Origin of the sequence: Brevibacterium permense (genome assembly GCF_025506275.1) — a bacterium.
Lineage (GTDB): Bacteria > Actinomycetota > Actinomycetes > Actinomycetales > Brevibacteriaceae > Brevibacterium > Brevibacterium permense_A.
In genome coordinates, this window is the sequence record NZ_QYCP01000075.1 from 21184 (window position 1) to 48043 (window position 26860).

Sequence of the window (26860 nt, forward strand, 5' to 3'; positions counted from 1 at the left end):
TACTTCAGTGAAAGGGTGACAATGGTGCACCAGCCAGGCGAGATCGACCTCGCAGCGCTCAAGGACGAATCCGCTCGAGCCCGTGAACTCGACCGCGCGCACGTCTTCCACTCGTGGTCGGCACAGCGACTCATCGACCCGCCGACCGTCGCCCGCGCCCACGGGTCGACGGTCATCGACGGTGAGGGTCGGGAATTCCTCGACTTCTCCTCGCAGCTGGTGAACACGAACATCGGCCACCAGCATCCGGCCGTCGTGCAGGCGATCAAGGACCAAGCCGATGTGCTGTGCACCATCAGCCCGGCCACCGTCAACGCGGCCCGCTCCGAAGCAGCTCGCCTCATCACCGACCGCACCCCAGCCGGGCTCGATCACGTGTTCTTCACCAACGGCGGAGCGGACGCGAACGAACACGCTATCCGCATGGCACGCCTGCACACCGGGCGAACGAAGGTGCTCTCCCGCTACCGGTCCTACCATGGTGGAACCCAGACGGCCGTCAACGTCACCGGTGACCCGCGCCGGTGGGAGAACGAGACCGGAGAATCGGGCGTCGTCCACTTCTTCGGACCCTTCCTCTACCGTTCGGAATTCCACGCCACCACGGAGGCTGAAGAGACCGACCGTGCGCTCCGGCACCTGCGTCGGACCATCGAACTGGAGGGGCCGGCGACGATCGCCGCGATCATCCTCGAATCCATTCCCGGCACCGCCGGCATCATGGTGCCCAGTCCCGAGTACATGCAGGGTGTGCGGGCGCTGTGCGACGAGCACGGGATTGTGCTCATCGCCGACGAGGTGATGGCCGGGTTCGGACGGTCGGGCAAGTGGTTCGCCTTCGAACACTTCGACATCGTCCCCGATCTCATCACCTTCGCCAAGGGCGTGAACTCCGGGTACGTGCCGCTGGGCGGAGTCGTCATCAGCGACGCGATCTTCGAGACCTTCGCCGAACGCGTCTACCCCGGCGGGCTGACCTACTCCGGGCATCCGCTGGCGTGCGCCGCGGCGGTCGCGACGATCAACGCGATGGCCGAGGAGGGCATGGTCGAACACGCCGCTCACATCGGGGAGACGATCATCGGGCCCCGTCTGCGGCAGATCGCTGAGAACTCGAAGCACGTCGGCGAAGTCCGCGGCACCGGAGCGTTCTGGGCGATCGAACTCGTCTGGGACAAGGAGTCCAAGGAGCCGCTGGCCCCTTACGGCGGTGGCTCACCCGAGGTCGCCTCGGTGGTGGCGGCGCTGAAGGAACACGGCGTCATCCCTTTCAACAACTACCACCGGCTGCACGTGGTCCCGCCGATCAACATCAGCGAAGAGGACCTCGAACGCGGCCTCGGAGTCTTCGAGAAGGTCCTCACCGACTTGGACTTCCCCCGCTGATTAACTCCCACTACTACCTGACGGCGGCCCAGCAACCTCGCGCGAGGTTGCTGGGCCGCCGTCAGGTAGTAATTAGAGGGATTGGTGGGTGTAGTTGCCGCCTAAGACTGTCGCGCGGACCGGGATTGCTGCGATCTCGTCCGCGGCCACGTTGGCGGGGTGGGTCTCCAGTGCGACGAAGTCGGCGAGCTTGCCTCGGCTCAGCGTTCCCTTGTCCGCGCCCTGGCCCGAGGCCTTCGCCGCCTCGACCGTGTATGCCGCGATCGCCTCATCGACGCTTAAGGCTTCGGCCGCCGAACCCATGACGTCCCCGTCGCGGGTCTTCCGGGTGACATAGGCTTCGATTCCGCGCAGCACATTGCCGTCGGCACAGGGTCGATCCGAGCTGCCGGCCATCGGCACACCCGCATCGACGAACGACTTCGCCCGGTAGATCAGGTGCCGCCGGTCCGGCCCGAGCGAAGCGTTCATCCCGTCCCCGATGCCGTCGGCGAACGCCGCCTGCGGAGTGACGACGATACCGTGTTCGGCCAGCGTCGCCAGGTGCTCGTCATGGACCAACGCGGCATGCTCGATCCGGTTCGGCACCGCACGGCGGCCATAGCGCTTCTGCGCCTCGACGATGTTGGCGATCGCAGCATCCACGGCGGCATCACCGATGGCGTGCACGGCCAGCGACCAGCCGGAGGCATAGGTGTCGAGGATCTGCTGACGCAGCACCTCGGCGTCGTCCTGCAGATAACCGGGGTGGCCCTTGCCCGCGTAGTTCTCCCGCAGCGCCGCGGTTTCGCCGGACAGGGCCCCGTCCATGAAGAACTTCACGGGCCCGATCGAGATGAGATCATCGCCGAGGCCGGTGCGCAGTCCCGCATCCAGACCGATGCCGAACCCGTCGGCGGAATTCGCCTCGATCGGGTGCAGCCCGTCGGCCTGCGGCATGAGCTGAGCCCGCGCTCGCAGCTTGCCCTCTTCCCGGGCTCGCAGGTAACCGCTGATCTCGATGGGGGAGTGGCCGATCCAGCCGTAGGCGATACCGCATTCGCCGAAGGACGTGATTCCTTCCTTCGCGTAGTAGGCCGTCGCCAGGTCGAGGGCGTCGACGACGGTGTCCAGCGAATACGGGCGGATGAGATCCTGCACCAGGGTCTGCGCGGTCTCTTCGATCAGCCCCGTCGGATGTCCGGCCGCGTCACGCACGACCCTGCCGCCGACCGGCTCCTCGAAACCGGGATCCAGGATCCCCGCCCGACGCATCGCCTCGGTATTGGCGATCGCGGCGTGACCGGACGTCTGCCGCATGAACAGGGGCCGGTCACCGGTGATCTCGTCGAGTCTGGCCAGGTCCGGATACTGCCCGTCGTAGTCACGGTGGGCATACCCCGTGGCTTCGATCCATTCCCCGGACGGAGTCGTCGCCGCGGCCTTCTCGAGCGCCGCATACACATCGGGCAGACCGCCGGGCAGCGCCGTGACATCGACCGAGGCCAGGGTGAGACCGAACCACGTCGTGTGGCAGTGGACATCGTTGAAGCCCGGCAGCACAGTCGCCCCACCCAAGGACTCGACACGATCGGCATCGATGCCGTCGAGCTCCTCGTCGAAGCCGATGATCCGGTTGCCCCACACTCCGATCTTCTGCGCCCGCGGGCGCGTCGGATCCAGCGTAAATGCGTCGAGGTCGGTGAAGATCGCGTCGATTCTCATACCGCCACCTTAGTCAGATTCGCACGACTGCCGCCTCACCGTTCACGGCGGGCCGCTGCTGAGTTCACGGCAGGCGCGCCCCGCGAACGACCGGATCCGTGATGCAGTGGACGAGCGAGAGCCCCTTGTGTGCCAGAGCCTGTTCGAACGCGTTCCGGAAGGCCTCGGTCCGTTCGACGCGGATGCCGAGCCCGCCGAAAGCCGTGGCCATGGCTGCGAAATCCGGATTCTGCAGGGCCGTGGCCGTGGCCCGGCCCGGATATTCGCGGTCCTGATGACCGCGGATCGTGCCGTAGACCGAATTGTCGTTGAGCACGACGGTGATGTCCGCGCCGTACTGAACGGCCGTGGCCATCTCCTGCCCGTTCATGAGGAAATCCCCGTCGCCGGCGATGCAGAACACCGTCCGTTCCGGATGGACGAGCGCGGCGGCGACCGCGGCCGGCAGGCCGAATCCCATCGATCCGTTGCGCGGACCCAGCGCCGAGGGGAACCCGTGTGTGGGAAGGAACCTGGTCGCCCAGCCGGAGAAGTTCCCCGCCCCGTAGGTGATGATCGCGTCGTCCGGCAGCAGGTCCTGCACATGGACGAATGCTTCGTCCATGTCGACGAATCCCGCCGAGGCGGCCGACCCCGAGCCTGCCACCTGCGGTTTCCGCCACGCCTCGAGCTCGGCCCGGGCCTCTGCGACCCAAGCCGGCAGCGGCACGGCGTCCCCGGCAGCCTCGGACAGGGCATCGCCGAGCGGCGGCTCGTCGATCGAGCCGTCGGAGGACACCGAATACGTGCGGGTTCCCTCCTCGGTGAACAGGGACTGGGCGAACCGGCCGACCGAGGTGACGATGTGCTGGTCGAGGCGACCGAAGTGGCCGTGTGCATCGGCATCGGGGCCGATGACGACGGTGCGCTGTTCGACGCCGTTGCTGAACCCGTCGGTGGCCACGTCAGTGCGGACACAGCCCAAGAAGATGTGCAGGTCCGCCTCGGCGAGGACCCTCTTCGCCACGGGGGATGCACCGTAGCCCAAGATGCCGAGGAAGTTCGGGCTGTCGTGGTCGATGCCGTCATAGGCACGGAAGGTGCCGAGCACCCCGAGGCCGCGGTCGCGTGACCATTGGGCGATGCGCCGCGAGGTCGACGGCGACCAGTCCTCGCCGCCGATGATGAGCACGGGCCGGTCGGCGGCGGTGATGCGGGCGCGCAGCTCCGTGACGTCCCCGGCATACGGTGAGGCCGATCCGTGCACGCGTGGGGGCAGCACCGTTCCCGAACTCGGGCGGACGAGGACCTCTTCGGGCAGGCCGACGATGACGGGACCGGGCCGCCCGGTCACGGCGGTGTGCATGGCGTCGACAACCACCTCGGCGGCCTTATCGGGATCATCGAGGGTGAGCACCCTCTTCGCGGTCGAGGAGAACCAGCCGTCCAGGTCGAATTCCTGGAAGGATTCGCGGCCGCGATGATCGGTGGGGATGAGTCCGACGAAGACGACGAGCGGGGTCGCATCCTGGTAGGCGGTGTGGACGCCGACCTTGACGTTCGCCGCACCGGGACCACGCGTGACCATGGCGATGCCGGGAACCCCGGTCATCCGCCCCTCGGCGACGGCCATATATGCGGCCCCGCCCTCCTGACGGCAGACGATCGGGGTGATAGCCGAATCGCGGAGACCGTCGATGACGTCGAGATACGACTCGCCGGGAACCAGATAGGTGCGAGTGACTCCGTGTGCTTCGAGTTCCTCGACGATGAGATGACCTGCAGAAAGAGACGCGGAGGTGTCCATATCCCATGCTTATCATCATTTCGCCTCCTGTGGTTGTCTCAGCTGCCCACCACCCTGCCCATTCGAAACTGTGAGGTCGTATGATCGTGCAACAACGGAATCAGTACGGTCCGCCGACTGAGCCCGTGAGCAGGAATTCCACACCGGACCGGGGTGGGGACTGAGACTGACAGCCAGGAGGCTCTCGCATGACCGGAATCGACTCCGACCAGGCAACGGCGCAGGAGTTTGAGCCCACCGACCTCGGCGGCGGCCGCAGGCACGGTCGCGTCGGAGCCCCGTCGACACCGCGCCGGGCGCAGCTCGAGCGGGATCCGGGAATGCCGGCGAGCACGTGGCGGCTGCGTTCGGACGCGTGGGAGTACCTGAAGTTCGCGATCAAACGCCTGGCCGTCAGCGGCGGGGACTTCTCGATGATCGCCGAAGACGGCGAGGTGTGGCGCTCGCTGCGTTCGCTGAAGACGATCGAGCTCTACTGGGCAGGTTTCGGTCAGCGCTATGTCGAGGAGATCACCGACCTGCTCTCGAACGGCGAATTCGACCGCGCGCACGACATGATCACACGTGCGGTCAATCGGCTCCGGGGCACCACCGTGCCCGACACCGGCGAAGACGACCTCACCGAGGACGAGCGCGCCGAACTCAAGGACCGCCAGGACACCCGTCCCCGCTTCGAGGTCCTCATCGTCGATGAGACCACCGAGGGTGGCCGCGATGAGCTGCACACGGACCTGCTCAAACTCCGCAACGCCTCCGACCAGTTCATCTACGACTACGTCATCGTGCCCACCGCCGACGATGCGGTGGCGGCGGCCCTGACGAACCCGAACCTGCTCGCCTGCGTCATCCGCCCCGGTTTCACCGACAGCACCCGCGAGGTGCTCAGTCGTGACCTGCGCGATTCCATCGAGTTCGCGCACACCTCGACCAAGGAATCGCCGACGGCGCCGATGAGTCCGCTCAATTCGGTGCGCCGGGTGCTGCGGCTGGCCGACACCCTGGCGAATCTGCGCCCCGAACTCGACCTCTACCTCATGGCAGGCGCCCATATCGAAAGCCTCGCCGGTGCCCTGACGCACCGGTTCCGTCGCGTCTTCCGCCGCGAGGACCAGTTCGAACTCCATCTGTCCCTGCTGCGCCGCATCCAGCACCTCTACGACACTCCGTTCTTCGACGCGATCCGTGAGCACGCCCGCCGCCCCGCCGGTGTCTTCCACGCACTGCCCGTCTCCCGCGGCGGTTCCGTCGTCGGGTCGAAGTGGATCGGCGACTTCGTCGACTTCTACGGGCTCAATCTGCTGCTCGCCGAATCCAGTGCCACGTCCGGTGAGCTCGATTCCCTGCTGGCGCCGGTGCACACGCTGAAGAAGGCGCAGTCGCTGGCCGCCCGCGCGTACGGCGCCAAGCGCACGTACTTCGTCACGAACGGAACGTCGACGGCGAACAAGATCGTCCACCAGGCGGTCGTCTCACCCGACGAGGTCGTCATGGTCGACCGCAACTGCCACAAGTCCCACCACCATGCGCTCATGCTCACGGGTGCCCGCACCGCCTACCTCGAGGCGTACCCGCTCAACGATGTCGCCTTCTACGGGGCGGTGCCGCTGAACCGGATCAAGCAGCTGCTGCTCGACTACCGGGCCGCCGGCCGCCTCGACGAGGTGCGGATGATCACCCTGACCAACTGCACATTCGACGGCATCGTCTACGACCCCTACAAGGTCATGTCCGAATGCCTGGCGATCAAACCCGACCTCGTCTTCCTCTGGGACGAAGCCTGGTTCGCCTTCGCCCGATTCCACCCGGTCACGCGCAAGCGCACCGCCATGGTCGCCGCGGAGACCCTGGAGGAGAACCTGTCCACGAACGCCCACGCAGCGGCGTACCGGGAGCAGCAGAAGCGCCTGTTCGACCCCGAGACCGGCGCACCCGCCCCCGATTCGGTGTGGCTGGAGGAGGACCTGCTGCCGCCGCCTGACGCGACGATCCGTGTGTACGCGACACAGTCGACGCATAAGACGCTCACCGCGCTGCGCCAAGGGTCGATGATCCACGTCTACGATCAGGAGTTCTCCTCCGGCGCCGAGGATGCCTTCCACGAGGCGTATATGACCCACACTTCGACATCGCCGAACTACCAGATCCTCGCGTCCCTCGACCTTGGTCGCAGACAGGTGGAGATGGAGGGCTTCGCACTCTTGCAGAAGCAGCTCGACCTGGCGATGAGCCTGTCCTCGGCGATCGCCAGGCACCCGCTGTTGAAGAAGACGTTCAAGGTGCTCACCGCCGCCGATCTCATCCCCGAGGAATACCGGGTGACCGAACGGACGATGCCGCTGCGCGATGGACTGTCGACGATGTGGGATGCCTGGGTCCGTGATGAATTCGTCGTCGATCCCAGCCGCATCACCGTCGAGATCTCGGGCACGGGAGTCGATGGGGACACGTTCAAGCACGAGCACCTCATGGACCGCTACGGCATTCAGGTGAACAAGACGAGCCGGAACACGGTGCTGTTCATGACGAACATCGGCACCTCACGCTCGGCCGTCGCCTATCTCATCGAGGTGCTGGTCAAACTGGCTGGGAAGTTCAACGACCCGCACGAGCTGCAGGAGCAGGACGCGCTGACCGAGCCTGCCGCGGTGATGCCTCCGCTGCCGGACTTCTCGGCCTTCGCCCCCGACTACGCCGCTGAGGTGCCGGCCGAGGATCCGTCGAAGCAGCTGCCCGACGGCGACCTGCGCACCGCCTACTATGCGGGTCTGCGTCGCCAGAACATCGAGCACGTGCTCCCGCATGAGCTGCGACGCCGCGTCGAGAACGGGGAGCAGCCGGTCTCGGCCGGATTCGTCACTCCGTACCCGCCCGGGTTCCCGGTGCTGGTGCCCGGACAGGTCATCACCGCCGAGGTGCTCGACTTCATGTCCGCGCTCGACACCCGAGAGATCCACGGCTACGACTCCCGTCAGGGCTACCGCGTCATCCTCAAAGAGGTCCTGGAGAGCTGAGCGAGATCGACCGTGCAGACCAACCGTCTCATCCAGACCGTCGAAGCCCACACCGAGGGGCTGCCCGTCCGCGTCGTCACCGGGGGAGTGGGACCATTCCCCGGTGAGTCCATGGCCGAACGCCGTGAGTGGTTCATCGAGAACTCCGACGAACTGCGGACCTTCCTCATGTGCGAACCCCGCGGTCACGGGTGGCTCTCGGGAGCGATCCTGCAGCCGCCGACCCGTGACGACGCGGACTGGGGAGTGCTCTTCATCGAGGTCACCGGCGTGCTCCCGATGTGCGGAGCCGGCACGATCGCAGTGGCGACCGTGCTCGTCGAGACAGGCATGGTGCCCGTCGTCGAACCCGTCACGACCGTGCGGTTGGATGCCCCGATCGGGCTCATCACCGCCGAGGTGGTCGTCCGGGACGGTCGCGCCGAGTCGGTGACCATCGTCAACGTTCCCTCGTATGCGCACGCCCTCGGCCAGTCCGTCGAGGTGCCCGGGCGAGGGTCGATCGCCTGCGACATCGGCTTCGGCGGGAACTTCTACGCCTTCGTCTCCGCCGCCGACGTCGGCATCCCGTTCGAGCGCGACCGGGCTGAGGACTTCATCGCCGCCGGTCGAGAGATCATGGCCGCGGTCAACGAGCAGCTCGACCCGGTGCATCCGGTGACCGGGTTCCGCGGCTGCGAGCACGTCGTATTCCTTACGCCGCCGACGGAGCCCGGGCCCGATGGCGAAGTCCCCGATGCACGCCATGTGCTCATCAACTATCCCGGCTGGCTCGACCGGTCGCCCGGTGGCACCGGGACGAGCGCGCTCATGGCCGTCCGGCACGCCCGCGCGCAACTGGGCCTGAACACGGATTTCGTCAACGAGTGCTTCATCGGCACCACGTTCACCGGACGGCTGACCGAGGAGACGAGCGTCGGCGAACATGTGGCTGTGTTGCCGACGATCACCGGCAGCGCCTGGCTGACCGCGACCTCGCAGTTCATGCTCGACCCCAGCGACCCGTTCCCCGCTGGCTTTACGCTCTGAACCTCCGCAGATTAATCGACCGCTCACGTTACCGTCGAGCGCGCGCCTCGCCTACTGGTGACCTCGCCGACCGCTCGGGTTACCGCCGAGAGCACGCCGCAGAGCTTGATACGGCGGCGGTAAGGTGAGCGGTCGGCTGACCGGCGGCTACCCTAGCTGGCCGGGATGGAGGACGCGGGAGAGGAAGTCCTTCGTCCGCTGCTCCTGCGGGTTGCCGATGACGTCCTTGGCAGGTCCGGCTTCGACGACGACTCCTCCGTCCATGAAGACGACGCGGTCGGCGACCTGCCGGGCGAACTCCATCTCGTGGGTGACGACGACCATCGTCATCCCCGCCTCGGCGAGGTTGCGCATGACCTGGAGGACGTCACCGACGGTCTCCGGGTCCAGCGCCGAAGTCGGCTCGTCGAAGAGCATGACGTCGGGGTCCATGCTCAGTGCCCGGGCGATCGCCACGCGCTGCTGCTGACCGCCGGAGAGCGAACCGGGCTTGGCCTCCATCTTCTCGGACAGTCCGACCTTCGCAAGGTTCGTCTCGGCGACCTTGTTGGCCTCGGCCTTCGATCGCTTGAGGACCTTCGTCTGTGCGATCGTGAGGTTCTCGCGCACGGTGAGGTGGGCGAAGAGGTTGAAAGACTGGAAGACCATGCCGATGCGGGTGCGGGCGGCATCGATGTCGAGATCGAGGTCGGTCATGTCCATGCCGTCGACGACGATCGAGCCGCCGGTGGGAGTCTCGAGTGTGTTGATGCATCGGAGCATCGTCGACTTGCCCGAACCCGAGGGGCCGATGACGCAGACGACCTCGCCTTTGTCGACGTCGAGGTTGATGTCGGTGAGGACCTGATTCGTGCCGAAGCTCTTCTGGAGGTTGCGGATCGCGATTATCGGGGTCTTTGTTCCCCTCGACGAGGTGGCTGCTGCGGTCATCATTTCACTCCTGAATCTGCGGAACCGTACTTCTTCTCCAACACCCGCGACAGATACGACAGCGGGATCGTGATGATGAGATAGCACAGCGCGATGACGATGAACGGGGTGAGGTTCGCGGTGTTGACGATCTCGGCGCGGCCGAGCGCTGCCAGCTCACGTCCGTCGACCGAGGAACCGAGGATGTAGGCCAGCGACGAGTCCTTCGCGAGCAGAATGAGCTCGTTCGTCAACGGCGGGAGGATGATGCGCATCGCCTGCGGCAGCACGATCGTGAACATCGCACGCGACGAGGACATGCCGAGCGACCGGGCGGCCTCGATCTGCCCTTTCGGCACGGCCTGGATGCCGGCGCGGATCGTCTCGGCCATATAAGCCGAGGAGACGAGGCCGAGGGCGATCATGATAATGACGAGCTGCGGCAGGTTGAAGCCGGGGAAGGCCACAGGCATGCCGAATCCCAAGACGAGGAAGACGACGAGGGCCGGCAGTCCGCGGAAGAACTCGATGTAGATCGTCGCGAGCCATCGGTAGACGCCGACGGAGGACAGGCGCATGAGTGCGACGAACAGCGCGATGACGAGGCCGAGGGCGAAGCCGAGGAATGTGTAGATGACCGTGTTCTTCAACGCCATTGTGATGACGTCGGGGAACATGCCCGTGGCGATGTCGATGCGGCCGAAGGAATCGATGAGCGTCGGCCAGTCGGCGAAGACCGCGACGAGGACCGCTATGACGCCGAGGATGGCGTATTGGATGCCGCGGGAGAGCTTCGCCTTTTGGCGTTTGCTCATCTTCGCTTTCGGAGTGGCGGTGGCGGCCGGGACGGCGGGGCCGGTCTGGCGGCCGTCCTCGCTCGCTGTGGGAACTGACATGGTTGTCCTTCGAAAAACTGTGGCGGAGGGTGTCTGCCGGTGGTGCGTGCCGTGAGAGACGGAAAAGACTCAGGCAGGTCGGTAGAACTCAGCCGAACGGGCGGCCCGCTGCAATGACAGATGCAGCCGGCCGCCCATTCGCACGTGATCACTTCGGTGCGTCGCCGAACCACTTCTTGTAGATCTTGTCGTACTCGCCGTTGTCCTTGATCTCCTTGATCGTGTCGTCGACGGCCTTCTTCATCTCCGAGTTGCCCTTCTTCATCGAGATGCCGTAATGCTCATCGGTCTTGATGTCGAAGCCGACCGCGAAGCCCTTGTTCTCAGTGTTGTAGTTGTACAGCACACCGTTGTCGTTGATGACGGCGTCCACCTGACCGGTCTTGAGCGCTTCGAGCGAGAGCGGGAGGTCTTCGTAGGTGATGACTTCGGAGTCTTTGAAGTGCTCGGTCGCGTAGTCGAGGCCCGTGGTGCCGGCCTGAGCTGCGATCTTGAAGTCCTTCAGCGCCTTCTCGTCCTTCGCTGTCTTGTCGGCTTTCGTCAGAATCGCCTGGTTCGCATCGAAGTACGGCTCGGAGAAGTCCGTGGCCTCTTCGCGTTCAGGGGTAATCGTCGTCGCCGCGGCCGCGACATCGCACTTGTTCTGATTGAATTCCGCCCCCGAGGTGATCGTTTCGAACGAGGTGTTGATGATCTCCTGCTCGACACCGAGCTTCTTCGCCACGGCATCGACGATGTCGACGTCGAAGCCGACGACCTCGCCGTCCTTCTCGAACTGGAAGGGCTGGTAGGACAGGTGCGTGCAGGTCGTCAGCTTGCCCTCCTTGACGAGGGGGACTCCGCCTTTTCCGGTCGCTGCGGGTTCTGAAGCACCTCCACCGCCGCATGCGGACAGAGCGAGCATGGCGCCGGCGGCCAGAATGGCCAGGCTCGAGCGTCGTTTCATGGTTCCTCCAGGGGATCGGTGACCGTGTCGTCACGCAAACGGATTGCCCGGACATCCGTGTCTGGGCAATGTCTGAGAGGAATCCTACCGTGAACTGGATCACACCAATGACGCTTTGATGAGCACCGAGGCGGTTGTGACGAAATCGTAGTCATTCCCGGTGACCGGGACGGCCGCTCGGTCACTGACCGCGGACGCGAAAGGGCCCGACCAACGAAAACGTCGGTCGGGCCCTGATCCAGGAGTCTCAGCTCAGCTGATCCTCCATGTTGAGGTCAGAGGTGTCCTTGGCCAGCCACAGGGCGACGATCGTGACGATGGCCGCGGCGATGATGTAGAGGCCGCAGTAGAAGATCGACCCACCTTCGGCCTGCCACAGAGCGACCATGGCGAACGGTGCGGGACCGGCCCCGATGACGCTGGACATGTTGTAGGAGATCGCCGATCCGGTGTAGCGGACGTTGGCGGGGAAGAGCTCCGGCAGGTACGCGGCCATGGGCCCGAAAGTCAGCCCCATGAGGATGAAGCCGACGATGAGGCCGATGATGACTCCCGGGGTGCCGGCATTGAACAGGGCGTTGACGACGAGTCCGTAGGCGGCGATGAGCACGGTCACGCCCAGCAGCATCTTCCGGCGTCCCAGCTTCTCGGCCAAGGGGCCGGAGACGACGGTGAAGATGCCGAAGAAGACGACTCCGATGATGAGGTAGGTGAGGAATTCGTTCTTCGTGTACCCCAGCCCCGCGACGAAGCCTGCGGGGTCGAAGGGCTTTCCTGCCGCCTCGGCGGCGGTCTGGGCCTGCTCCGGGGTTGCCGGTGAGGTGCCGTAGGTGAGGGTGAACGCGGTCATGAAGTAGAAGATCACGTAGGTCGCGAGCATGATGAACGTGCCCAGGATGAGCGGCTTCCAGCTCGTGGCGAAGACCCGCCCGAGCGGGGCCTTCGAGATCTGCTGCTTCTGCGCCACGAGCTGGAACGCCGGGGTCTCCATGAGCGACATGCGGACATAGAGGCCGACGGCCACGAGCAGGGCCGAGAGCAGGAACGGAATGCGCCAGCCCCAGGCGAGGAACGCCTCGGGGGAGGTCCAGGTGCCAAGGGCGACGAAGAGCAGGTTCGCGATGATGAAGCCGACGGGGGCGCCGAGCTGTGGGAAAGTGCCCCAGATGGCGCGTTTGCCCTTCGGGGCATTCTCGGTGGCCAGCAGTGCCGCGCCCGACCATTCGCCGCCGAGGCCGACGCCTTGGCAGAAGCGCAGAAGAACGAGGAACAGCGGGGCGAGGACGACCCAGCCCGGCGTGCTGGCGGTCGGCAGCAGGCCGATGAGGAAGGTGCCGATGCCCATGATGAGCAGGGAGGCGATGAGCGTCTTCTTCCGGCCGATGCGGTCACCGAAGTGGCCGAAGATGATCGAGCCGAGGGGGCGGGCGACGAAGGCGACGCCGAAGATCGCGAACGAGCTCAGCAGCTGAGTCGTCGACGTCTGATTGGGGAAGAAAAGGGCCGGGAAGACCAGCGAGGAGGCCGTGGCGTAAGCGTAGAAATCGAAGAATTCGATCGTGGTGCCGACCATCGAGGCGGTCAGGACCTTGCCGCGGGTGTTGTTCTTCCGAGTCGCTGCGATTGCGTCGTCGACTCCAGGTGCCGACGAGGGATTCTCCGGCTGTGTTTCGGTGGACATGGTGGTGGTGCTCCGCTGCTTCGTGAGTGCAGGCACGGGCGGGTGGTCCGTGCCAATGGAAAAGGCCGTCGGCGCTGTGTCAGGCACAGCGTCGACGGCGACGAATCGACATTACGCTCGTCTCACAAAACGTGATTTCTGAGTCTCGCCAATTGGGATTACTAGGTGGTCGAAGTGTTCTGGACAACTCGGACGGGCGGTCAGTCCGCGGTGGTGACCTCGGTGACCGTCACCTTCTCCTTGGGTGCGCCGTCGCCGGCACCGGAGTCCGTGCCTTTGGCAGCGAGATCCGCGACGGTCTTCGTGCTCTTCTCATCCAGCTGTCCGAACACGGTGTAGTCGGGCGGCAGCGAGCTGTCGTCGTAGACGACGAAGAACTGGGAGCCGTTCGTATCCGGGCCGGAGTTCGCCATGGCCAGAGTGCCGGCCGGGTAGGTCTCGGAGCCGTCGAGCTCATCGGCGAACGAGTAGCCTGGGCCGCCGGACCCGGTTCCTGTGGGGTCGCCGCACTGGAGGACGAAGATGCCCTCGGTGGTCAGGCGGTGGCATTCGGTGTCGTCGAAGTACTTCTGCGCGGCCAGAGACAGGAAGCTGTTGACGGTGCACGGGGTGCGGTCGGCATCGAGGGTCACCGCGAGGTCCCCGGCGCTCGTCGCGACGGTGGCCTCGACAGTGCCCTTCGCCTGCGGCTTCTCTTCAGGAGCGTCGACTTCCTTCGCGCCGGTCTGCGGGTCAGCAGGGTAGGAGCAGGTTCCCGCAGCGGCCGAGGAATCCGAGCTCCCGGAGGACTCGCCGGAGTCCCCTTCGGAATCAGACGATCCGCATCCGCTCAGCAGCAGAAGGGCGAGAACGGCGAAAGCCGCGAGGGTCAGCACAAGGGCCGACTTCGGGTGATGGGTCAGGGCTTGAGAGCGACTGGGCGCAGGGTGATCCATGCGTTCATCGTATCGGCACTCAAACGTAGGTCACCATCGGATACTTTCAGCGCTCGAAAGTATCCGATGGTGACCCATATTTTCCGGAAAGTATCCGATAGCGACCTAGATCTGCTCGGGACTCAGGTCTCGACGGAGGTGCGGGAACTCGGGTCGGGGGAGCCGCCTCGGCGAAGGAAGATCGCAACGGAGATGACGATGAGCCCGGACACGCACAGGCCCACGCCCACCCACGCCGGTGCACGGTAGCCGAGGCCGGCGGTGATGACGATTCCGCCGAGCCACGCGCCGAGCGCATTGGCGAGGTTGAAGGCGGCATGGTTCATGGCCGCTGAGAGGCTCGGGGCGTCATGGGATTCGCGGAACAGACGCATCTGCAGGGCCGTGGTGATCATCGACCCGGAGATGCCGATGAGGAAGAGGGCGATGATGGCGATGGCCGCGATCTGGGTGAAGGCGCCGAAAGCGGCGAGCACGAGAGCCGAGAGGATCATGCCGCCGGTGGCCGAGCGCTCGATGGACTTGTCGACCAGGGGTCCGGCGATCAGCGACCCGGCGGTCATGCCTAGGCCGTAGACAGCGAGCACCCACGGGATCGCGACGCTGGGGACGCCGGCGACGTCGGTCATCGTCGGGGTGATGTAGGTGTAGACGGCGAACATTCCGCCGAAGCCGACTGAGCCGGCAACGAGGGTGAGGATGATCTGCACGCGTCCGAGCGCCTTGATCTCACCGCGGGCCGAGGGCACCGCGCCGAGCTTCACGCGCGGAACGCCGACGGCGACCATGATGACGGTGAGCATTCCGAGCGCGGCGACGAGGGCGTAGGCGCTGCGCCATCCGAACATATTGCCCAGTGCCGCAGCGAAGGGCACGCCGAAGATGTTCGCGATCGTCAGGCCGAGCATCACTCGTGACATGGCTCGGCCGCGGCGGTTGGCCGGGACGAGGGAGGCGGCGACGACGGCTCCGATGCCCAGATAGGCTCCGTGCGGCAGACCGGAGACGAAGCGCGCGATGTTGAACAGCCCGGCCGTCGGGGCGAGCATCGATGCGAGATTGCCCAGAGAGAAGAGACCCATCATGCACAGGAGCAGCAGCTTGCGATCCATGTGCGCGGCGATGGTCGTGATCAGGGGCGCGCCGACGACGACGCCGATCGCATAGAACGACACCGCATGCCCGGCCTGGGGGACCGTGATGCCCAGCTCCTCGGCGATCATCGGCAGCAGGCCCATGGTCGCGAATTCGGTCACCCCGATGGCGAAGGCGCCGATCGCCAAGGCGAAGACAGCGAACTTGTAGACTCCGCGGGAGACCGGGGCATCACTCATGGGGCTCCTTCAGGGGAAACGCGGGATCGGGGAGGCAACCGCACCAGCCTATTGCCCACAGCGGTTCCTCGGAACCCCTCAGGCACCCAATGTGACGATTCGAACAGCCTCAGTCGACGCTTGTCGCTTCCTCGGCGTCGTATTCGGCCAGAGCCTGCGAAGCGACGGAGAAGGCGGTGTTCGCGCTCGGCACGGAGCAGTAGATGGCCGACTGGAGGAGGACCTCCTTGATCTCATCGCGGGTGAGCCCGTTGCGCAGCGCAGCCTTGACGTGCATCGCCAGCTCCGCCTCGTGGCCACCTGCGATCATGGCCGTGAGCGTGATCGCCGAGCGCATCCTCCTCTCGAGTCCCGGCCGAGTCCAGATCTCACCCCAGGCGTAGCGGGTGATGAGGTCCTGGAAGTCGCTCGTGAAATCGTCGACCTTCGCATTCGCGCGGTCGACGTGGGCGTCGGAGAGCACCTGCCGTCGCACGGCCATTCCCGCCTCGCGCACATCGTCGCGGCTCGCCTCCCGCGGCCCCGAGGCGGTCGGCAGCTCGGGACCGGCATCCGGGGAAGCGGCTCCGCCGGCCCCTGCGCCGAGTCCCTTGCCCTGCAGAAAATCAGCGAGCAGACCCGCGGTCACGACCGGAGCCTCGGCCGGGACGAGATGAGCGGCGCCCTCGATGACCTCGAGCAGCGCCCCGGGAACCCCGTTTGCGATCTCGGCGAGCTTCGTCGCCGGAGTCGGCTGATCCTGTGAACCCGCGACTGCGAGCAGGGGACGCGTGATCTCGGGCAGTCGTGCGCGGACATCGAAGTCGGCCAGCGCATAGCAGAGAGCGGCATAGGAGAAGCGGTCGGCGTCCTGCAGCGAGTGCAGGAGCGCGGCCGAGGCCTCCGGCTCCCGGTCCATGAACCCTTCCCCGAACCAGCGCTGTGCCGAACCGATGACCTGCGTCGGGGTGCCTGAGGTCGCCACCGTCTGGGCGCGTTCCTCCCATGCCGAAGCCTCACCGATCTTCGCGCCGGTGCAGAAGACGGCGATGCGGCCGAAGCGATCCCCGTGGTCGAGCGCCAGCTGCAGGGCCGTTGCTCCGCCGATCGAATCGCCGGCGAGATCGACGGGAGCGCCGGGGCCGGCCACATCGGGAAGGACCCTATCGAGGGTGCCCAGGACCGCCTCGGCGAGGTCGGACATCGTGATTCGCGGGGCCATGGACGTCCCCGCGGGGACATCGATCGGTGCCGAACGGCCGTGACCGGGCAGGTCGATGCCGATGACCGTCGTCTCCGGACTGAGTGCGGTCAGTTCGGTGGCGGCCTGCTGCCATAGGGCTGCTGCGGAGGTGCCAAGCGAAGGCAGGACGACGAGCACTCGGGCATCGGCGGCAGGGGAGGCGGGGGCGGCAAGAACGGATGCGGTGAGGTCCATGGGTGTCACTTTCTTCGGTCGGTTCTCAAGTCGAAAAAACGGGTCTCAGTCGAAGGGCGGCAGGTCGATCTCCTGCGGTCCGGAGCTGTCGATGGTCGCCAGGATGGTGCGGCGGATGTCCTCGGCCTCACCGAGGTAGGACTCGGGGGTGAAGAATTCCTCGATTCCATCCTCGTCGCCGATCTCGGCGCGAAGTGCTGCGACAGGGTCGGAGCCGGGGGCGATGATGGCTGCGCGGGTGTCTTTGTCGATCCGGTCACCGAAGACGATGCCGAGCTTCTCCCCATAGATCCCGGGGGAAGCGGCGTCGAGGTTCGCGCGCATGGCATCGGCGTTGACCTGCAGGCCCGCGACCATCTCGTCGAGGATGATGAGCGAGGAGGTCGCTAGGGTCATGAGCTCGGACAGGGCCGGCCATTCGGCATGCCAGGCGCCGTCGGAGCGTTCTTCGATGGCTTCGGCGGCGGCCGTGGTCAGGGTGGACAGCGATCCGGGGACGCGCATTCCGTTGCGGTGGAGCAGCACCGCCGAGGTGGGATTCGACTTATGCGGCATCGTCGAGGATCCGCCGGTGGAGGCCAGTGACAGCTCACCGATCTCGGGGCGCACGCCGATGAGGACGTCACGGGCGATGGAGGCGCCCACGGTGACGCATTGGGCGAGGTGGGAGCCCCAAGACAGGATGCGGACGCGATCGGTGTGCCATGGGACGGGGATCTGGGTGAGCGCCGCATCGGGGCCGACCATCTGGACGTGGAATTCGCGGAGCAGGGATTCGGTCGAGTCGCCGGCGAACCAGCGGATCGCGGCACGGGTGCCAGCTGCCCCGCCGACCTGCACATAGTCGACGTAGGGTGCCTGGCCTTGGACTTCGTTGACCTCAGCGGCCCAGGCTGCGGCCTTGAGACCGAAGGTCGTCGGCAGGGCCGGCTGGGTGAGGGTACGGGCCAGGCACAGGGTCTTCGCATGAGCGTCGGAGAGTTCGACGAGGGAGGCGCCGATCACTTCGAGCCTGGCCTGCATCTGCCGCACGACGCGGGAGACGAGCAGACCGATGGCCGTATCGATGACGTCTTGGCTGGTCAGCCCCCGGTGCAGGCATCGTGAGGCTTCGGGGGAGAGCCGGGAGCGGACGAGGGCGAGGAACGGGATGAGCGGGTTGCCGCCGGATTCGGCGGCCTCACCCAGGGACTCGAGTTCGGTGTGATCGTCCGTGAGCGTGCGGATCGTGGCATCGATGGCGGCGGCCACCTCGGCGCGGATCTCCGACGACACCAGCCCCACCCGTCCCTGAGCGACGATCCATGCGGTCTCGACTTGGCCGATCGCGGTGATGAACGCGGCGTCGTCGATGGCTTCGGCTCCGCGCAGATCGCCGGGGGCGAAGAGGAACCGGGTGTGGGCGGTGTCGGTCATGTCGCTTCAGTCCTCGTGGCTGGGGAATCGGAGGAAGGGGGTTTCCTCCTCACCCTGCAACCGTATGTCGAAGTGCAGTGATCCGTCAGCCCCTCGAGTGGCGATGAGGCGGGCGCGCTCGTCTTCGTCGAGCGAGGATAGGAGCGGGTCAGCGGCTAGAGCCGCGGTGTCCTCGGGCAGATAGATGCGGGTGAACAGCCGGTTGAGCAGCCCGCGGGCGAAGATGACGACGCTGATGAAGGGTGCCTTGCCCGCCTCGGTGTGGCCGGGATCGACCGTGGAGAAGCTGAACTCGCCTTCCGGGTCGACGGCGGCGCGGCCGAAGCCGGTGAAGGTGAAGCCGTTGCGGCGCAGCGATCCCGTCTCGCGGGGGACAGCGCCGTGCTCATCGGGCTGCCAGATCTCGAGAATGGCATCGGGGACCGGGTCACCTGCCCCGTCGAAGACGGTTCCCGTCAGCTGCACGGCGCGAGCCGAGCCGGGCGGGACGAGCTCATTATCGTGCTCGAAGGGCAGTGCATAGCCGTAGAACGGGCCGACGGTCTGGCCCGGTGTCGGCGTGAGATCAGGGGTCGTGGGGGTGTCAGTCATCGTCCTCTTCTTCCATCCAGGTCCGGTTGGCACCGGTGAGCACGATGTCCCAGTTGTAGCCCATGAGGAATTCGTGCTCGGTGATGTTGTGGTCATAGGTCGCCACGAGGCGGTCGCGCGCCTTTTGATCGGTGATCGACTGGTAGATCGGGTCGAGAGCGAAGAGAGGATCCCCGGGGAAGTACATTTGGGTGATCATCCGCTGTGTGAACTCGGACCCGAAGAGCGAGAAGTGGATGTGGGCCGGTCGCCATGCGTTGTGGTGGTTCTTCCACGGGTAGGGGCCCGGTTTGATCGTCGTGAACGAGTAAGAGCCGTCGTCGCCGGTCAGGGTGCGGCCGACGCCGGTGAAGTTCGGGTCGATCGGGGCCGGGTGCTGGTCGCGTTTGTGGATATAGCGTCCGGCCGAGTTCGCCTGCCAGATCTCGACGAGCTGGTTGCGCACGGGGCGGCCTTCCCCGTCGAGGACCCGGCCGGTGACGCGGATGCGCTCACCGATGGGTTCGCCGTCGGCCTGGATCGTCAGGTCGGATTCGAGGGTGCCGATGTCCCGGTGTCCGAAGGCGGGGGAGAAGAGCTCGATCGTCTCGGGGTCGGTATGGCGGGGATCTTTCGTCGGGTGACGCAGGATCGATGACCGGTAGGGGCGGTAGTCCAGCCGCGGCTGGGTCTCGGGTTTCTTGCCGTCGGCGACATCCTGCTTGTACTGCGCTTCGATGCCGTCGATTTCGGCAGACAGAGTCGCCTGGGACTCGGCTGCGTCGTCGGGGCCTTTCACAGTCTGATCATCGTTCTCCGAGGACTGGTGCTGACTCATCGTCGAACCTTTCTTCGTCTCTTCGTCTTTTCGTCGGTTGACATCGTGGTGGGGTCGGTGGGGGAGCGGCTCAGCCGTGCGGCCAGCCCGTGTAGCACTCGGCCAGGTAGCGGCGACCGTGGTCGGATTCGAGAATGGACCGGAGTTCGCCGAGGCTGCGCTTCGTTTCGAAGGCATCCTGCGTCGGGTCGGTGTGGAGCATCCGTGTCATCTGGTACGAGAAGTTCTGAGCCTTCCACACGCGTTTGGTCGCGGTCTGCGAGTAGCCGGCCAGCGCCTCTGCGTCGGAGTCCTTGAGTGCCGAGATGAGGGCCGGTGCGAGCACGGCGACGTCGGCGAAGGCGAGGTTGAGACCCTTCGCTCCGGTCGGTGGGACGGTGTGGGCGCTGTCGCCGGCGAGGAACATCGAACCGTGCTGCATCGGCTCGGTCACGGCCGAGCGGAAGGGGAGCACGGTCTTGTCGAAGATCGGCCCGGTCTTGAGTTCGAATCCGTCGGGGCCGTCGACGCGGGCCTGGAGTTCGGTCCAGATCCGATCGTCGGACCAGTCGGCGACGTCGGTGTCGGGGGAAGCCTGGAAGTACATTCTCTGGACATTGTCGGAGCGCTGGGAAATCAGTGCGAAGCCGCGTTCGGAGCGGGAGTAGATGAGGACTTCGTGGCTGGGCGGGGCTTCGCAGAGGATGCCGAACCAGGCGAACGGGTACTCGTGGAAGAAGCGCTGCCGGGTGCCGTCGGGGATCAACGAGCGGCATGGTCCGCGGGAGCCGTCGGCGCCGACGACGTAACGGGCGTCGATGCGCAGTTCGTCGCCGCCCTCAGTGGTGGCGGTGACCCATGGGCGTTCGGTTTCGACATCGCCGAGGCGGGTGTCCGTGACCGAGTAATAGGTGGGGAGGCCGGTCCGTTCGCGGGCGGCGGAGAGGTCGACGAAGATCTCGTTCTGGGGGTAGAGCCAGACGGATTCGCCGACGAGTTCGGGGAAATCGAAGTGGTTCGAGGCGCCGTTGACTCGGATGTCGATGCCGTCGTGGCGGTGCCCGTCCGTGTGGACGCGGGATTCGACGCCTGCGGCCTCGAGCATGCGCACCGATCCTGCTTCGAGGATGCCGGCGCGGTGGGTGTGGGCGATGTCGTCGCGGCTGCGATTGTCGATGACGACGGATTCGATGCCTGCATTGTGCAGCAGGTGCGCGAGCATGAGCCCCGCGGGTCCGGCGCCGACGATCGCGACGTCTGTCTGAAGTTGTGCCACCTTGGCCTCCTTGCCTGTCTCTTCTGAACAGTGTGCGCCCAGTCACGGACGCGAGGCGACGACGTTCTCAATGAATGGGAGAGGGGCGGCTCCGGAGTCGAGTCGGGATGGGGTGACGTGAGAGTGCGGGAGCGGCTGCTTGATAACCATTCAATAACAGATCACAGAAGTGGTGCCTAAAAGTGTCTTTGAAGTAATGAACCAGTCACACTGAGTTCATTCCCCACTTCACTTCTTTGTGACCTTGGCGCTGGTGCGCCGCAGAACAGAGGCGCTGATGCGCCGCAGATGAGGAGTCATTGTGACGACAACCAAGACGCGTTCGCGCAAATTCAAAGCCATCCTCGCCGGTGGCATCGTCCTCGGCGTCGGCGCTGCCGTGACGCTGGCGGCCTGGACCGACGACGAATGGGCCGAAGGTGTCTTCGGCGCAGGTTCATTCAACGTCCAGGGCAGCACCGACGGAACGACATTCGCTGACCATGAGAGCAGTGACGGTGCCGCGGCGCTGACTTTCGATCTCGATGGCGGGGACAACATGTCGCCCGGCGATACCGTGGCGGCTCCTTTCGTGCTGCGCCTCGACGGACCGACGAACTACGACGCGGCCGTCTCTCTCGAGTCGGCGGCAGGCGGCGGGGACAACGCTGCGGCTCTGACCTACGCGATTGTTCAGGTCGACTCGGTGGGTGACTGCTCGGCCTCCGCAACGGGTACTTCCGTTGTGCCGGCGGGAACGGCGCTGGACTCGACCACGGGCGCTGCTGATTTCAATCTCACCGCGGGCGCAGACACTGCGACCGGCGACCCGGTCACGCTGTGCTTCCAGGTCACTGCCGGTGACTCGCTGGAACAGGGGCAGAACACCACCGCTCGGTGGCAGTTCACCGCGACCTCGGCCGAATGACGACGCTGAGCTGATCGATGAGGTCGCTTCTGCCGACGCTGTTTAAATTCTTCTCGTCCCGGCGGGTGTCTGAGGACGCCCGCCCGGTCCGTCGACGGCAGCTGCGTCAGCAACAGCTGCTGCGAGGCCGCCGCATCAAAGCGATTCTCGCCGGCGGCCTCGTCTTCGGCGTGGGCGCGACGGCCACGGTCGCCGCGTGGACGGACTCGGAAGAGGCCTCCGGCTCTTTCGAAGCCGGGCGGTTCAACATTGAGCTCCGGGCCGGCGGCGAATGGAACGGCACGAATGAGATGACCTTCAATGCGGGCAACATGTACCCGGGGCAGAAGGTCTACGCGCCAGTGTCAGTGCGCACCACGTCGAATACGTCGATCGACGGCAAGCTCACGGTCTCAGCACGCGGTATCTCCAATCCGAATACCTTTGCCTCTGCACTCACATACCGAGCCGTGGCCCGATCAACGTCGGGTGTCACCTGTAACGCGGGCAATTTTCCTGGTCAGGGCGCCTTCGTCTTCGGCAGCGCTACTGCTGCAATCCCGCTGAGCTCCACGCCGACAGCAGACACCACCCAGACCCTCAAAGCCGCCTCAGCGTCGGTCCAGGACTATTGCTTCGAGGTGACACTGGCAAGCAACGCTCCGAGCTCTGCCCAAGGTCTGCAGTCGAGCCACACCTGGACGTTCACAGCCGAGTCCACCGCGCCGGGGAATTGACCATGGCGGGCTCTATGACACGCAAGAGAAACGTGGGTTCATTGCTGGGCGGGGCCGTGCTCAACATCCTCGCCGTCCTCGGCGTGGTCTGCATCGTGCTCGGCATCCTCAGCTTCGTCTTCAACATATCGATCATCATGTTCAAAACCGGGTCGATGAGTCCGACGATCCCGGCCGGATCGGCCTCGCTCGTCCGTGAGATCCCCGCCGAAGAGATGGAAGTCGGTGACATCGTCACCGCCGATCGCGGGGAGAAGGTCCTGCCGGTGACCCACCGCGTCACTGAGATCCAGAGCATTGACGACTCCACCGGTGCCGTGACCTTTGAGATGAAGGGCGACGCGAACGCCGAGAAGGACCCTGACCCCTACACCGCCGAGACGGTCCGAACGGTGATGTTCTCCATCCCCGGGGTTGCTCCGATCCTTCAACAGTGGCGCAACCCGTTCCTGCTCGGCGGCATCACGATCGCGGCCAGCCTCCTCGTCGTGTGGGCATTCTGGCCACGACGCGATGAGGATGACGACAACACCCTCGCCGAGGCGGCCCGCCCCAGTGCGCGGTCACCGCGGCACGCAATCGCGCTGCCGATGGTGGTGGCCGTGACTGCGGGTGGGCAGATAGTGCCTGGGGTGTCGTTCGCCGAGGATGCTCTGCCCGTAAACGCTGATCATTCCCTGTCCGCGTCGTCAGGAGCGACAGATGACATCCTGCGAATGCGCGACTTCGGGGATATCGAGAAGATGCGCCACCTCAGTCCTGGGGCATCGGCCACATGGACGGTTGATATCTGGACCGACGCCTCCGAACCGGGAGATATAACGGTCTCAATCGGGTCGGGGGCAGGGGCGGAGGCGCTGACGGATTCGCTGTCGATCGATGTGCGGGAATGCGCGATGACTGAAGCGGAGGACCCGTGTCCAAGCGGTTCGCAGATGTTGATTCGCGGAATGGTGCTCAGCGAATTGGAGCCGGCTGCTGACGACGGTCTCACCCTGCTGGAAATGGACAGCGATGACTCTCGCCGAATCGAGGTAACGGCGACTCTCGCTGGCGACGCTGATGTCCGCGCGGTAGCTGGCGCCACGGCGGGTGTGCGCGTGCTGGCGGAAGGACTCGGCGACAAGGTTTCGACAGGGCCAGGAGATCCCGGGGATCCAGGTGATCCTGGCGCGCCGGGCGATTCCGGCTCTGATTCTGATGGCACTGTCGAGGGCGCGGCCGATGCCGGCGGTTCCGGCGAGCTGCCGTGGACCGGAATCGATGGTTGGCAGTGGATTCTGCTCGCAGCATTCTTGCTCGTTGTCACCGGCTCAGCGATCGTGTCGCGAACCAGGAAGGCGAGGCTGTCATGACTTGCAGGAACTCGCCGCGACAATCTTGGAGACGAGCTCGTCTGCTGTTGGCAGTAGTCGCATTGCTCGCCCTCGTCGCCGGTCCAGCCGCAGTCAACGGCACCCTCGCCGGTTGGAATGATGAGAAGATAAGCCAGGGGGCGTTCACTGCGGGCAAGGTCCCAGCACCGGTGTTGACCGGCAAGTGCCAGTTCCGTCCGGGTCTTCTTGGTATCGGTGCTAGTGTGCGAGTCTTTTGGAAGCCTCCGGCGGGTTACTCACTCAGCAACATCGTTGTCACTGCATCTACGAGCGGTCTTGGGTCCGTCCTGGCACCGATCACCGGCTTCAATCTGACATCGAACACGACCTCGAACAGCGATGGATCGTACACGACAGACGTGCCCACCAACCTACTTGGCGGATTGCTCGGACTCGGATCCGAATTGGAGTTAGCCTTTCAGGCCAGACATGCCAGCGGTTGGGTTTCCACATCTGCCTCTGTCGCTAGCAACGCCGGGCTGCTGGGCGGAATCGGCGGAAACTGTCGCAATCTGACGTGATTCCGGGGTCTGCCGATCTTTCGTAATGGCAGATGTGCGGGTTTCCGTTCTCGGGGACACCCGCACACATATGGAGCATTACCGCCTCACGGGCGTGGGTTGATCACCCGACCCCAGGTTGACTTATTGCCCCAGATGTTCTGCCGCAGCCCCTCGAGCTGAAGGATCTGCGAGTGGTCGACGAACAAGTTGCATTCGTTTCCGTAGTTCTTGATGTACCACTCGAAGACCGGTCCGTCGGCGGCTTCGAACATGACGTTCTCGAGCCCCAGGCCGTTGATGATCGAGGCTCCGGCATCGAGCGCCCGCTTGCCACGGTCGACGAGATCGCCGATGTCCTTTGCAGACTCCGCAGCCAGTTCGGCCTCACCGGAGTCTCCGCCGGAACCGATCTGGATGCCCAGCTCCGGCTTAGCTTTGAGACCGGCCTTGACGACCTTCTCGACGAGGCGCTCAAGGCCTGAGGTCGGGAGCATGATGAATCCGGTCGAGATCTCGATGACGTCGAAGCCGACCGCTTTAGCCTCTTTGAGGTACTGGTCGACTGCGTCATCTCCTTAGCGCAGGACCGTTTCGATCCATCCGCCGGAGGACACATACGCCCCGTTCTCATGGGCGATATCGCTGAAGGCCTTCACCTGCTCGGCTGGGACGAGGGAGAACGAGCCCCCGGCCCACTTGATGCCGTCGACCCACTGACCGGCGACTTCGAAGACGTCCTGCAGGTGCCGGGTGCCGAAGGTCGAGTAGTACGGGGCGCGGATCTCGGTCATCCCGATGGCGCGGGGTTTGGCCGAGCGGCGGGCGCGGGTGACTCAGCCTCAGCTGCGAGTCTGGGGAACGTGCGCGAGGACCGCGGTCAGCTCGCTGACCCGGTGATTCTCGAGGTCGCGGACAAGGTCGGCGATCTCGTCACGCAGCTCCGCCTCGGCGAAGGGGGACGTCAGGGCGTCGAACTTCTTCCGGGCTCCCTTCCAATCGAGAGGATGCGCGGTGAAACCCTCATAGTCGTCGGTGTTCGCCCGGAACTGGGTCCCATCGCCGAGGGTGACGACGAGGTCGGCGCACATCTGCTCGGGGAACCGGTCGCTGAATTCCGTGGAGGGAGTGATCGTGACCTTGTGCATGAGGTCCTGGACATCGTCGGCGACGATCCGTTCAGTCTTGTACTGCGCCGGATTGAGCTCACCGTCGAGGAGGACGACCGCGAGCATCCACGGCAGTGAATGATCGGCCTCCTCCTTCGTGCGGATGGAGCGCTTGTCGCCTTCTTCGCCGCCGCCGATGATCGAGTATGCGACATCGAAGGTCGTCAGTTCGACGCTGGCGATGGCATCGGCGCGGAATCCCTCCTGGGAGCGGACGTCCTGTGCGGCGTCGAGGGCCGACTGCGAATGGATCTCCGCATTGTGCTTCTTGATGATCGTGTCCGTGACCTTCTCGAGATCCTCCGCCGACCAGTCGAGGTCGAAGTCTCCGGCCAGGGCCTTGAAGCCCTTGTTGCCCTCGAATACCTCGGCCGGTCCGGTGATTCCGCGTGAGGCAAGGAGCGCGTCGAAGACTCCCTCCTTCGACACGTGGGGATAGGCCAGGCCCTTCCAGTGGCTGAGGTCTCCGGTCCGGGTGACCCGCAGTGCGACGTTCGCGGTGCCGGCCATGGCGGCAGCATTCGCGATCTGTTCGACTCCCAGACCCAGTGCCTTCGCCGAGGCGGCCGCCGCAGCGAAAGCGCCCTGTGTCGTGTGGTCGAAGCCGAGGTCTCTCACCGGTGCGACATCCGAGAGCCGGGTGTGGATCTGATAAGCCACGGCGAAGGCCGTGAGAAAGTCCGCGCCCGAGGCGTCGGCCAGTTCCGCGGCCGCGAGGACCGCGCCCATATTGTCCGACGGGTGGTTGGTTTCGCCCTTGGCCAGGTAGGCATCCATGAAGTCGAGATATCGGCTCAGGGCGGAATTGAAGAACGCGACGTGATCGGGGCTGGCCTGGCCACCGCCGATGAGCGTGGCTCCGCGACTGTCCCCGAGGTCCTCGATGAGGGTTCTGATTTCCTGCAGCGGGGGAGCGTCCAGGGCGCCGATGGCGACGCCGATGGTGTCGAGGACGCGGATCTTGAGCTGTTCTAGAGCGGTATCGCTGAGCATGTCCAGCGAGGCATCGGCGACGAACTGAGCGAGTGATTGCACCTCTGTCGGTGCGTGGTGCTGGTCCATTGTGACTTTCATTTTGC

General features: G+C 65.3%; 20 protein-coding genes and 1 pseudogene. 6 read left to right on the forward strand and 15 right to left on the reverse strand.

Annotated features, from left to right (window positions below; translation table 11 throughout):
* Window positions 1-21: 21 nt before the first annotated feature.
* Window positions 22-1386, forward strand: a complete 1365-nt coding sequence (locus tag D3I60_RS04115) for an aspartate aminotransferase family protein (protein WP_262774870.1) — start codon at window positions 22-24, stop codon at window positions 1384-1386.
* 72 nt (window positions 1387-1458) lie between these two features.
* Here D3I60_RS04115 and D3I60_RS04120 read toward each other — a convergent pair whose 3' ends face one another.
* Both D3I60_RS04120 and D3I60_RS04125 read right to left on the reverse strand, forming a co-directional pair.
* Window positions 1459-3090, reverse strand: coding sequence for an amidohydrolase (locus D3I60_RS04120; RefSeq protein ID WP_262774871.1), 1632 nt, complete (start codon window positions 3088-3090; stop codon window positions 1459-1461).
* Between the two features lie 64 nt (window positions 3091-3154).
* Window positions 3155-4876, reverse strand: a complete 1722-nt coding sequence (locus D3I60_RS04125; protein WP_262774872.1) for a thiamine pyrophosphate-dependent enzyme — start codon at window positions 4874-4876, stop codon at window positions 3155-3157.
* Window positions 4877-5064: 188 nt separating this feature from the next.
* Here D3I60_RS04125 and D3I60_RS04130 point away from each other — a divergent pair, with 188 nt between their 5' ends.
* Window positions 5065-7887 (forward strand): aminotransferase class I/II-fold pyridoxal phosphate-dependent enzyme, encoded by a 2823-nt coding sequence (locus D3I60_RS04130; RefSeq protein ID WP_262774873.1) that lies wholly within the window; start codon window positions 5065-5067, stop codon window positions 7885-7887.
* Between the two features lie 12 nt (window positions 7888-7899).
* Window positions 7900-8916 carry a proline racemase family protein gene (locus D3I60_RS04135; protein ID WP_262774874.1) on the forward strand — a complete coding sequence of 339 codons (1017 nt, stop codon included), beginning with the start codon at window positions 7900-7902 and terminating at the stop codon, window positions 8914-8916.
* A gap of 147 nt (window positions 8917-9063) precedes the next feature.
* On the opposite strand, the gene D3I60_RS04140 is transcribed toward D3I60_RS04135, so the two are convergent.
* The 11 genes from D3I60_RS04140 to D3I60_RS04195 form a co-directional block, all read right to left on the reverse strand.
* A complete protein-coding gene (locus D3I60_RS04140) occupies window positions 9064-9846 on the reverse strand; it encodes an amino acid ABC transporter ATP-binding protein (RefSeq protein WP_276584388.1) in 783 nt (260 codons plus the stop codon).
* A complete protein-coding gene (locus tag D3I60_RS04145) occupies window positions 9846-10640 on the reverse strand; it encodes an amino acid ABC transporter permease (RefSeq protein ID WP_262774904.1) in 795 nt (264 codons plus the stop codon). The genes D3I60_RS04140 and D3I60_RS04145 overlap by 1 nt, the downstream gene beginning before the upstream one ends.
* A gap of 229 nt (window positions 10641-10869) precedes the next feature.
* Entirely contained in the window at window positions 10870-11667 is a 798-nt protein-coding gene (locus D3I60_RS04150; RefSeq protein ID WP_262774875.1) for a transporter substrate-binding domain-containing protein, read from the reverse strand.
* A gap of 247 nt (window positions 11668-11914) precedes the next feature.
* Entirely contained in the window at window positions 11915-13348 is a 1434-nt protein-coding gene (locus D3I60_RS04155; protein WP_346659546.1) for an MFS transporter, read from the reverse strand.
* Window positions 13349-13548: 200 nt separating this feature from the next.
* On the reverse strand, window positions 13549-14283 hold the full coding sequence (locus tag D3I60_RS04160) for a peptidylprolyl isomerase (RefSeq protein ID WP_262774876.1): 735 nt from the start codon (window positions 14281-14283) through the stop codon (window positions 13549-13551).
* Window positions 14284-14405: 122 nt separating this feature from the next.
* On the reverse strand, window positions 14406-15617 hold the full coding sequence (locus tag D3I60_RS04165; RefSeq protein ID WP_262774877.1) for an MFS transporter: 1212 nt from the start codon (window positions 15615-15617) through the stop codon (window positions 14406-14408).
* Between the two features lie 109 nt (window positions 15618-15726).
* Window positions 15727-17034 carry a bifunctional 3-oxoadipate enol-lactonase/4-carboxymuconolactone decarboxylase PcaDC gene (pcaDC, locus tag D3I60_RS19490; protein WP_440588557.1) on the reverse strand — a complete coding sequence of 436 codons (1308 nt, stop codon included), beginning with the start codon at window positions 17032-17034 and terminating at the stop codon, window positions 15727-15729.
* Between the two features lie 45 nt (window positions 17035-17079).
* Window positions 17080-18450: a lyase family protein gene (locus D3I60_RS04180; RefSeq protein ID WP_262774878.1), complete on the reverse strand. Its 1371-nt coding sequence runs from the start codon at window positions 18448-18450 to the stop codon at window positions 17080-17082.
* A gap of 6 nt (window positions 18451-18456) precedes the next feature.
* The gene (pcaG, locus tag D3I60_RS04185) at window positions 18457-19041 is read right to left on the reverse strand and encodes a protocatechuate 3,4-dioxygenase subunit alpha (protein ID WP_262774879.1); all 585 of its coding nucleotides are present in this window, start codon (window positions 19039-19041) and stop codon (window positions 18457-18459) included.
* Window positions 19034-19858 carry a protocatechuate 3,4-dioxygenase subunit beta gene (gene pcaH / locus D3I60_RS04190; RefSeq protein WP_262774880.1) on the reverse strand — a complete coding sequence of 275 codons (825 nt, stop codon included), beginning with the start codon at window positions 19856-19858 and terminating at the stop codon, window positions 19034-19036. Before pcaH ends, pcaG begins: the two co-directional genes overlap by 8 nt.
* A gap of 70 nt (window positions 19859-19928) precedes the next feature.
* A complete protein-coding gene (locus tag D3I60_RS04195) occupies window positions 19929-21113 on the reverse strand; it encodes a 4-hydroxybenzoate 3-monooxygenase (RefSeq protein ID WP_262774881.1) in 1185 nt (394 codons plus the stop codon).
* 301 nt (window positions 21114-21414) lie between these two features.
* On the opposite strand from D3I60_RS04195, the gene D3I60_RS04200 reads away from it, so the two are divergent.
* From D3I60_RS04200 to D3I60_RS04210, 3 genes are all read left to right on the forward strand, one after another.
* Window positions 21415-22020 carry a SipW-dependent-type signal peptide-containing protein gene (locus tag D3I60_RS04200; protein ID WP_262774882.1) on the forward strand — a complete coding sequence of 202 codons (606 nt, stop codon included), beginning with the start codon at window positions 21415-21417 and terminating at the stop codon, window positions 22018-22020.
* A 65-nt stretch (window positions 22021-22085) separates the two neighbouring features.
* Entirely contained in the window at window positions 22086-22736 is a 651-nt protein-coding gene (locus tag D3I60_RS04205; RefSeq protein ID WP_262774883.1) for a SipW-dependent-type signal peptide-containing protein, read from the forward strand.
* 14 nt (window positions 22737-22750) lie between these two features.
* A complete protein-coding gene (locus D3I60_RS04210; protein ID WP_262774884.1) occupies window positions 22751-24091 on the forward strand; it encodes a signal peptidase I in 1341 nt (446 codons plus the stop codon).
* Between the two features lie 628 nt (window positions 24092-24719).
* Here D3I60_RS04210 and D3I60_RS04215 read toward each other — a convergent pair.
* Window positions 24720-25424, reverse strand: a pseudogene (locus D3I60_RS04215) (phosphosulfolactate synthase); the annotation flags it as partial.
* 30 nt (window positions 25425-25454) lie between these two features.
* On the reverse strand, window positions 25455-26855 hold the full coding sequence (locus D3I60_RS04220) for an MmgE/PrpD family protein (protein WP_262774885.1): 1401 nt from the start codon (window positions 26853-26855) through the stop codon (window positions 25455-25457).
* Window positions 26856-26860 lie beyond the last annotated feature (5 nt).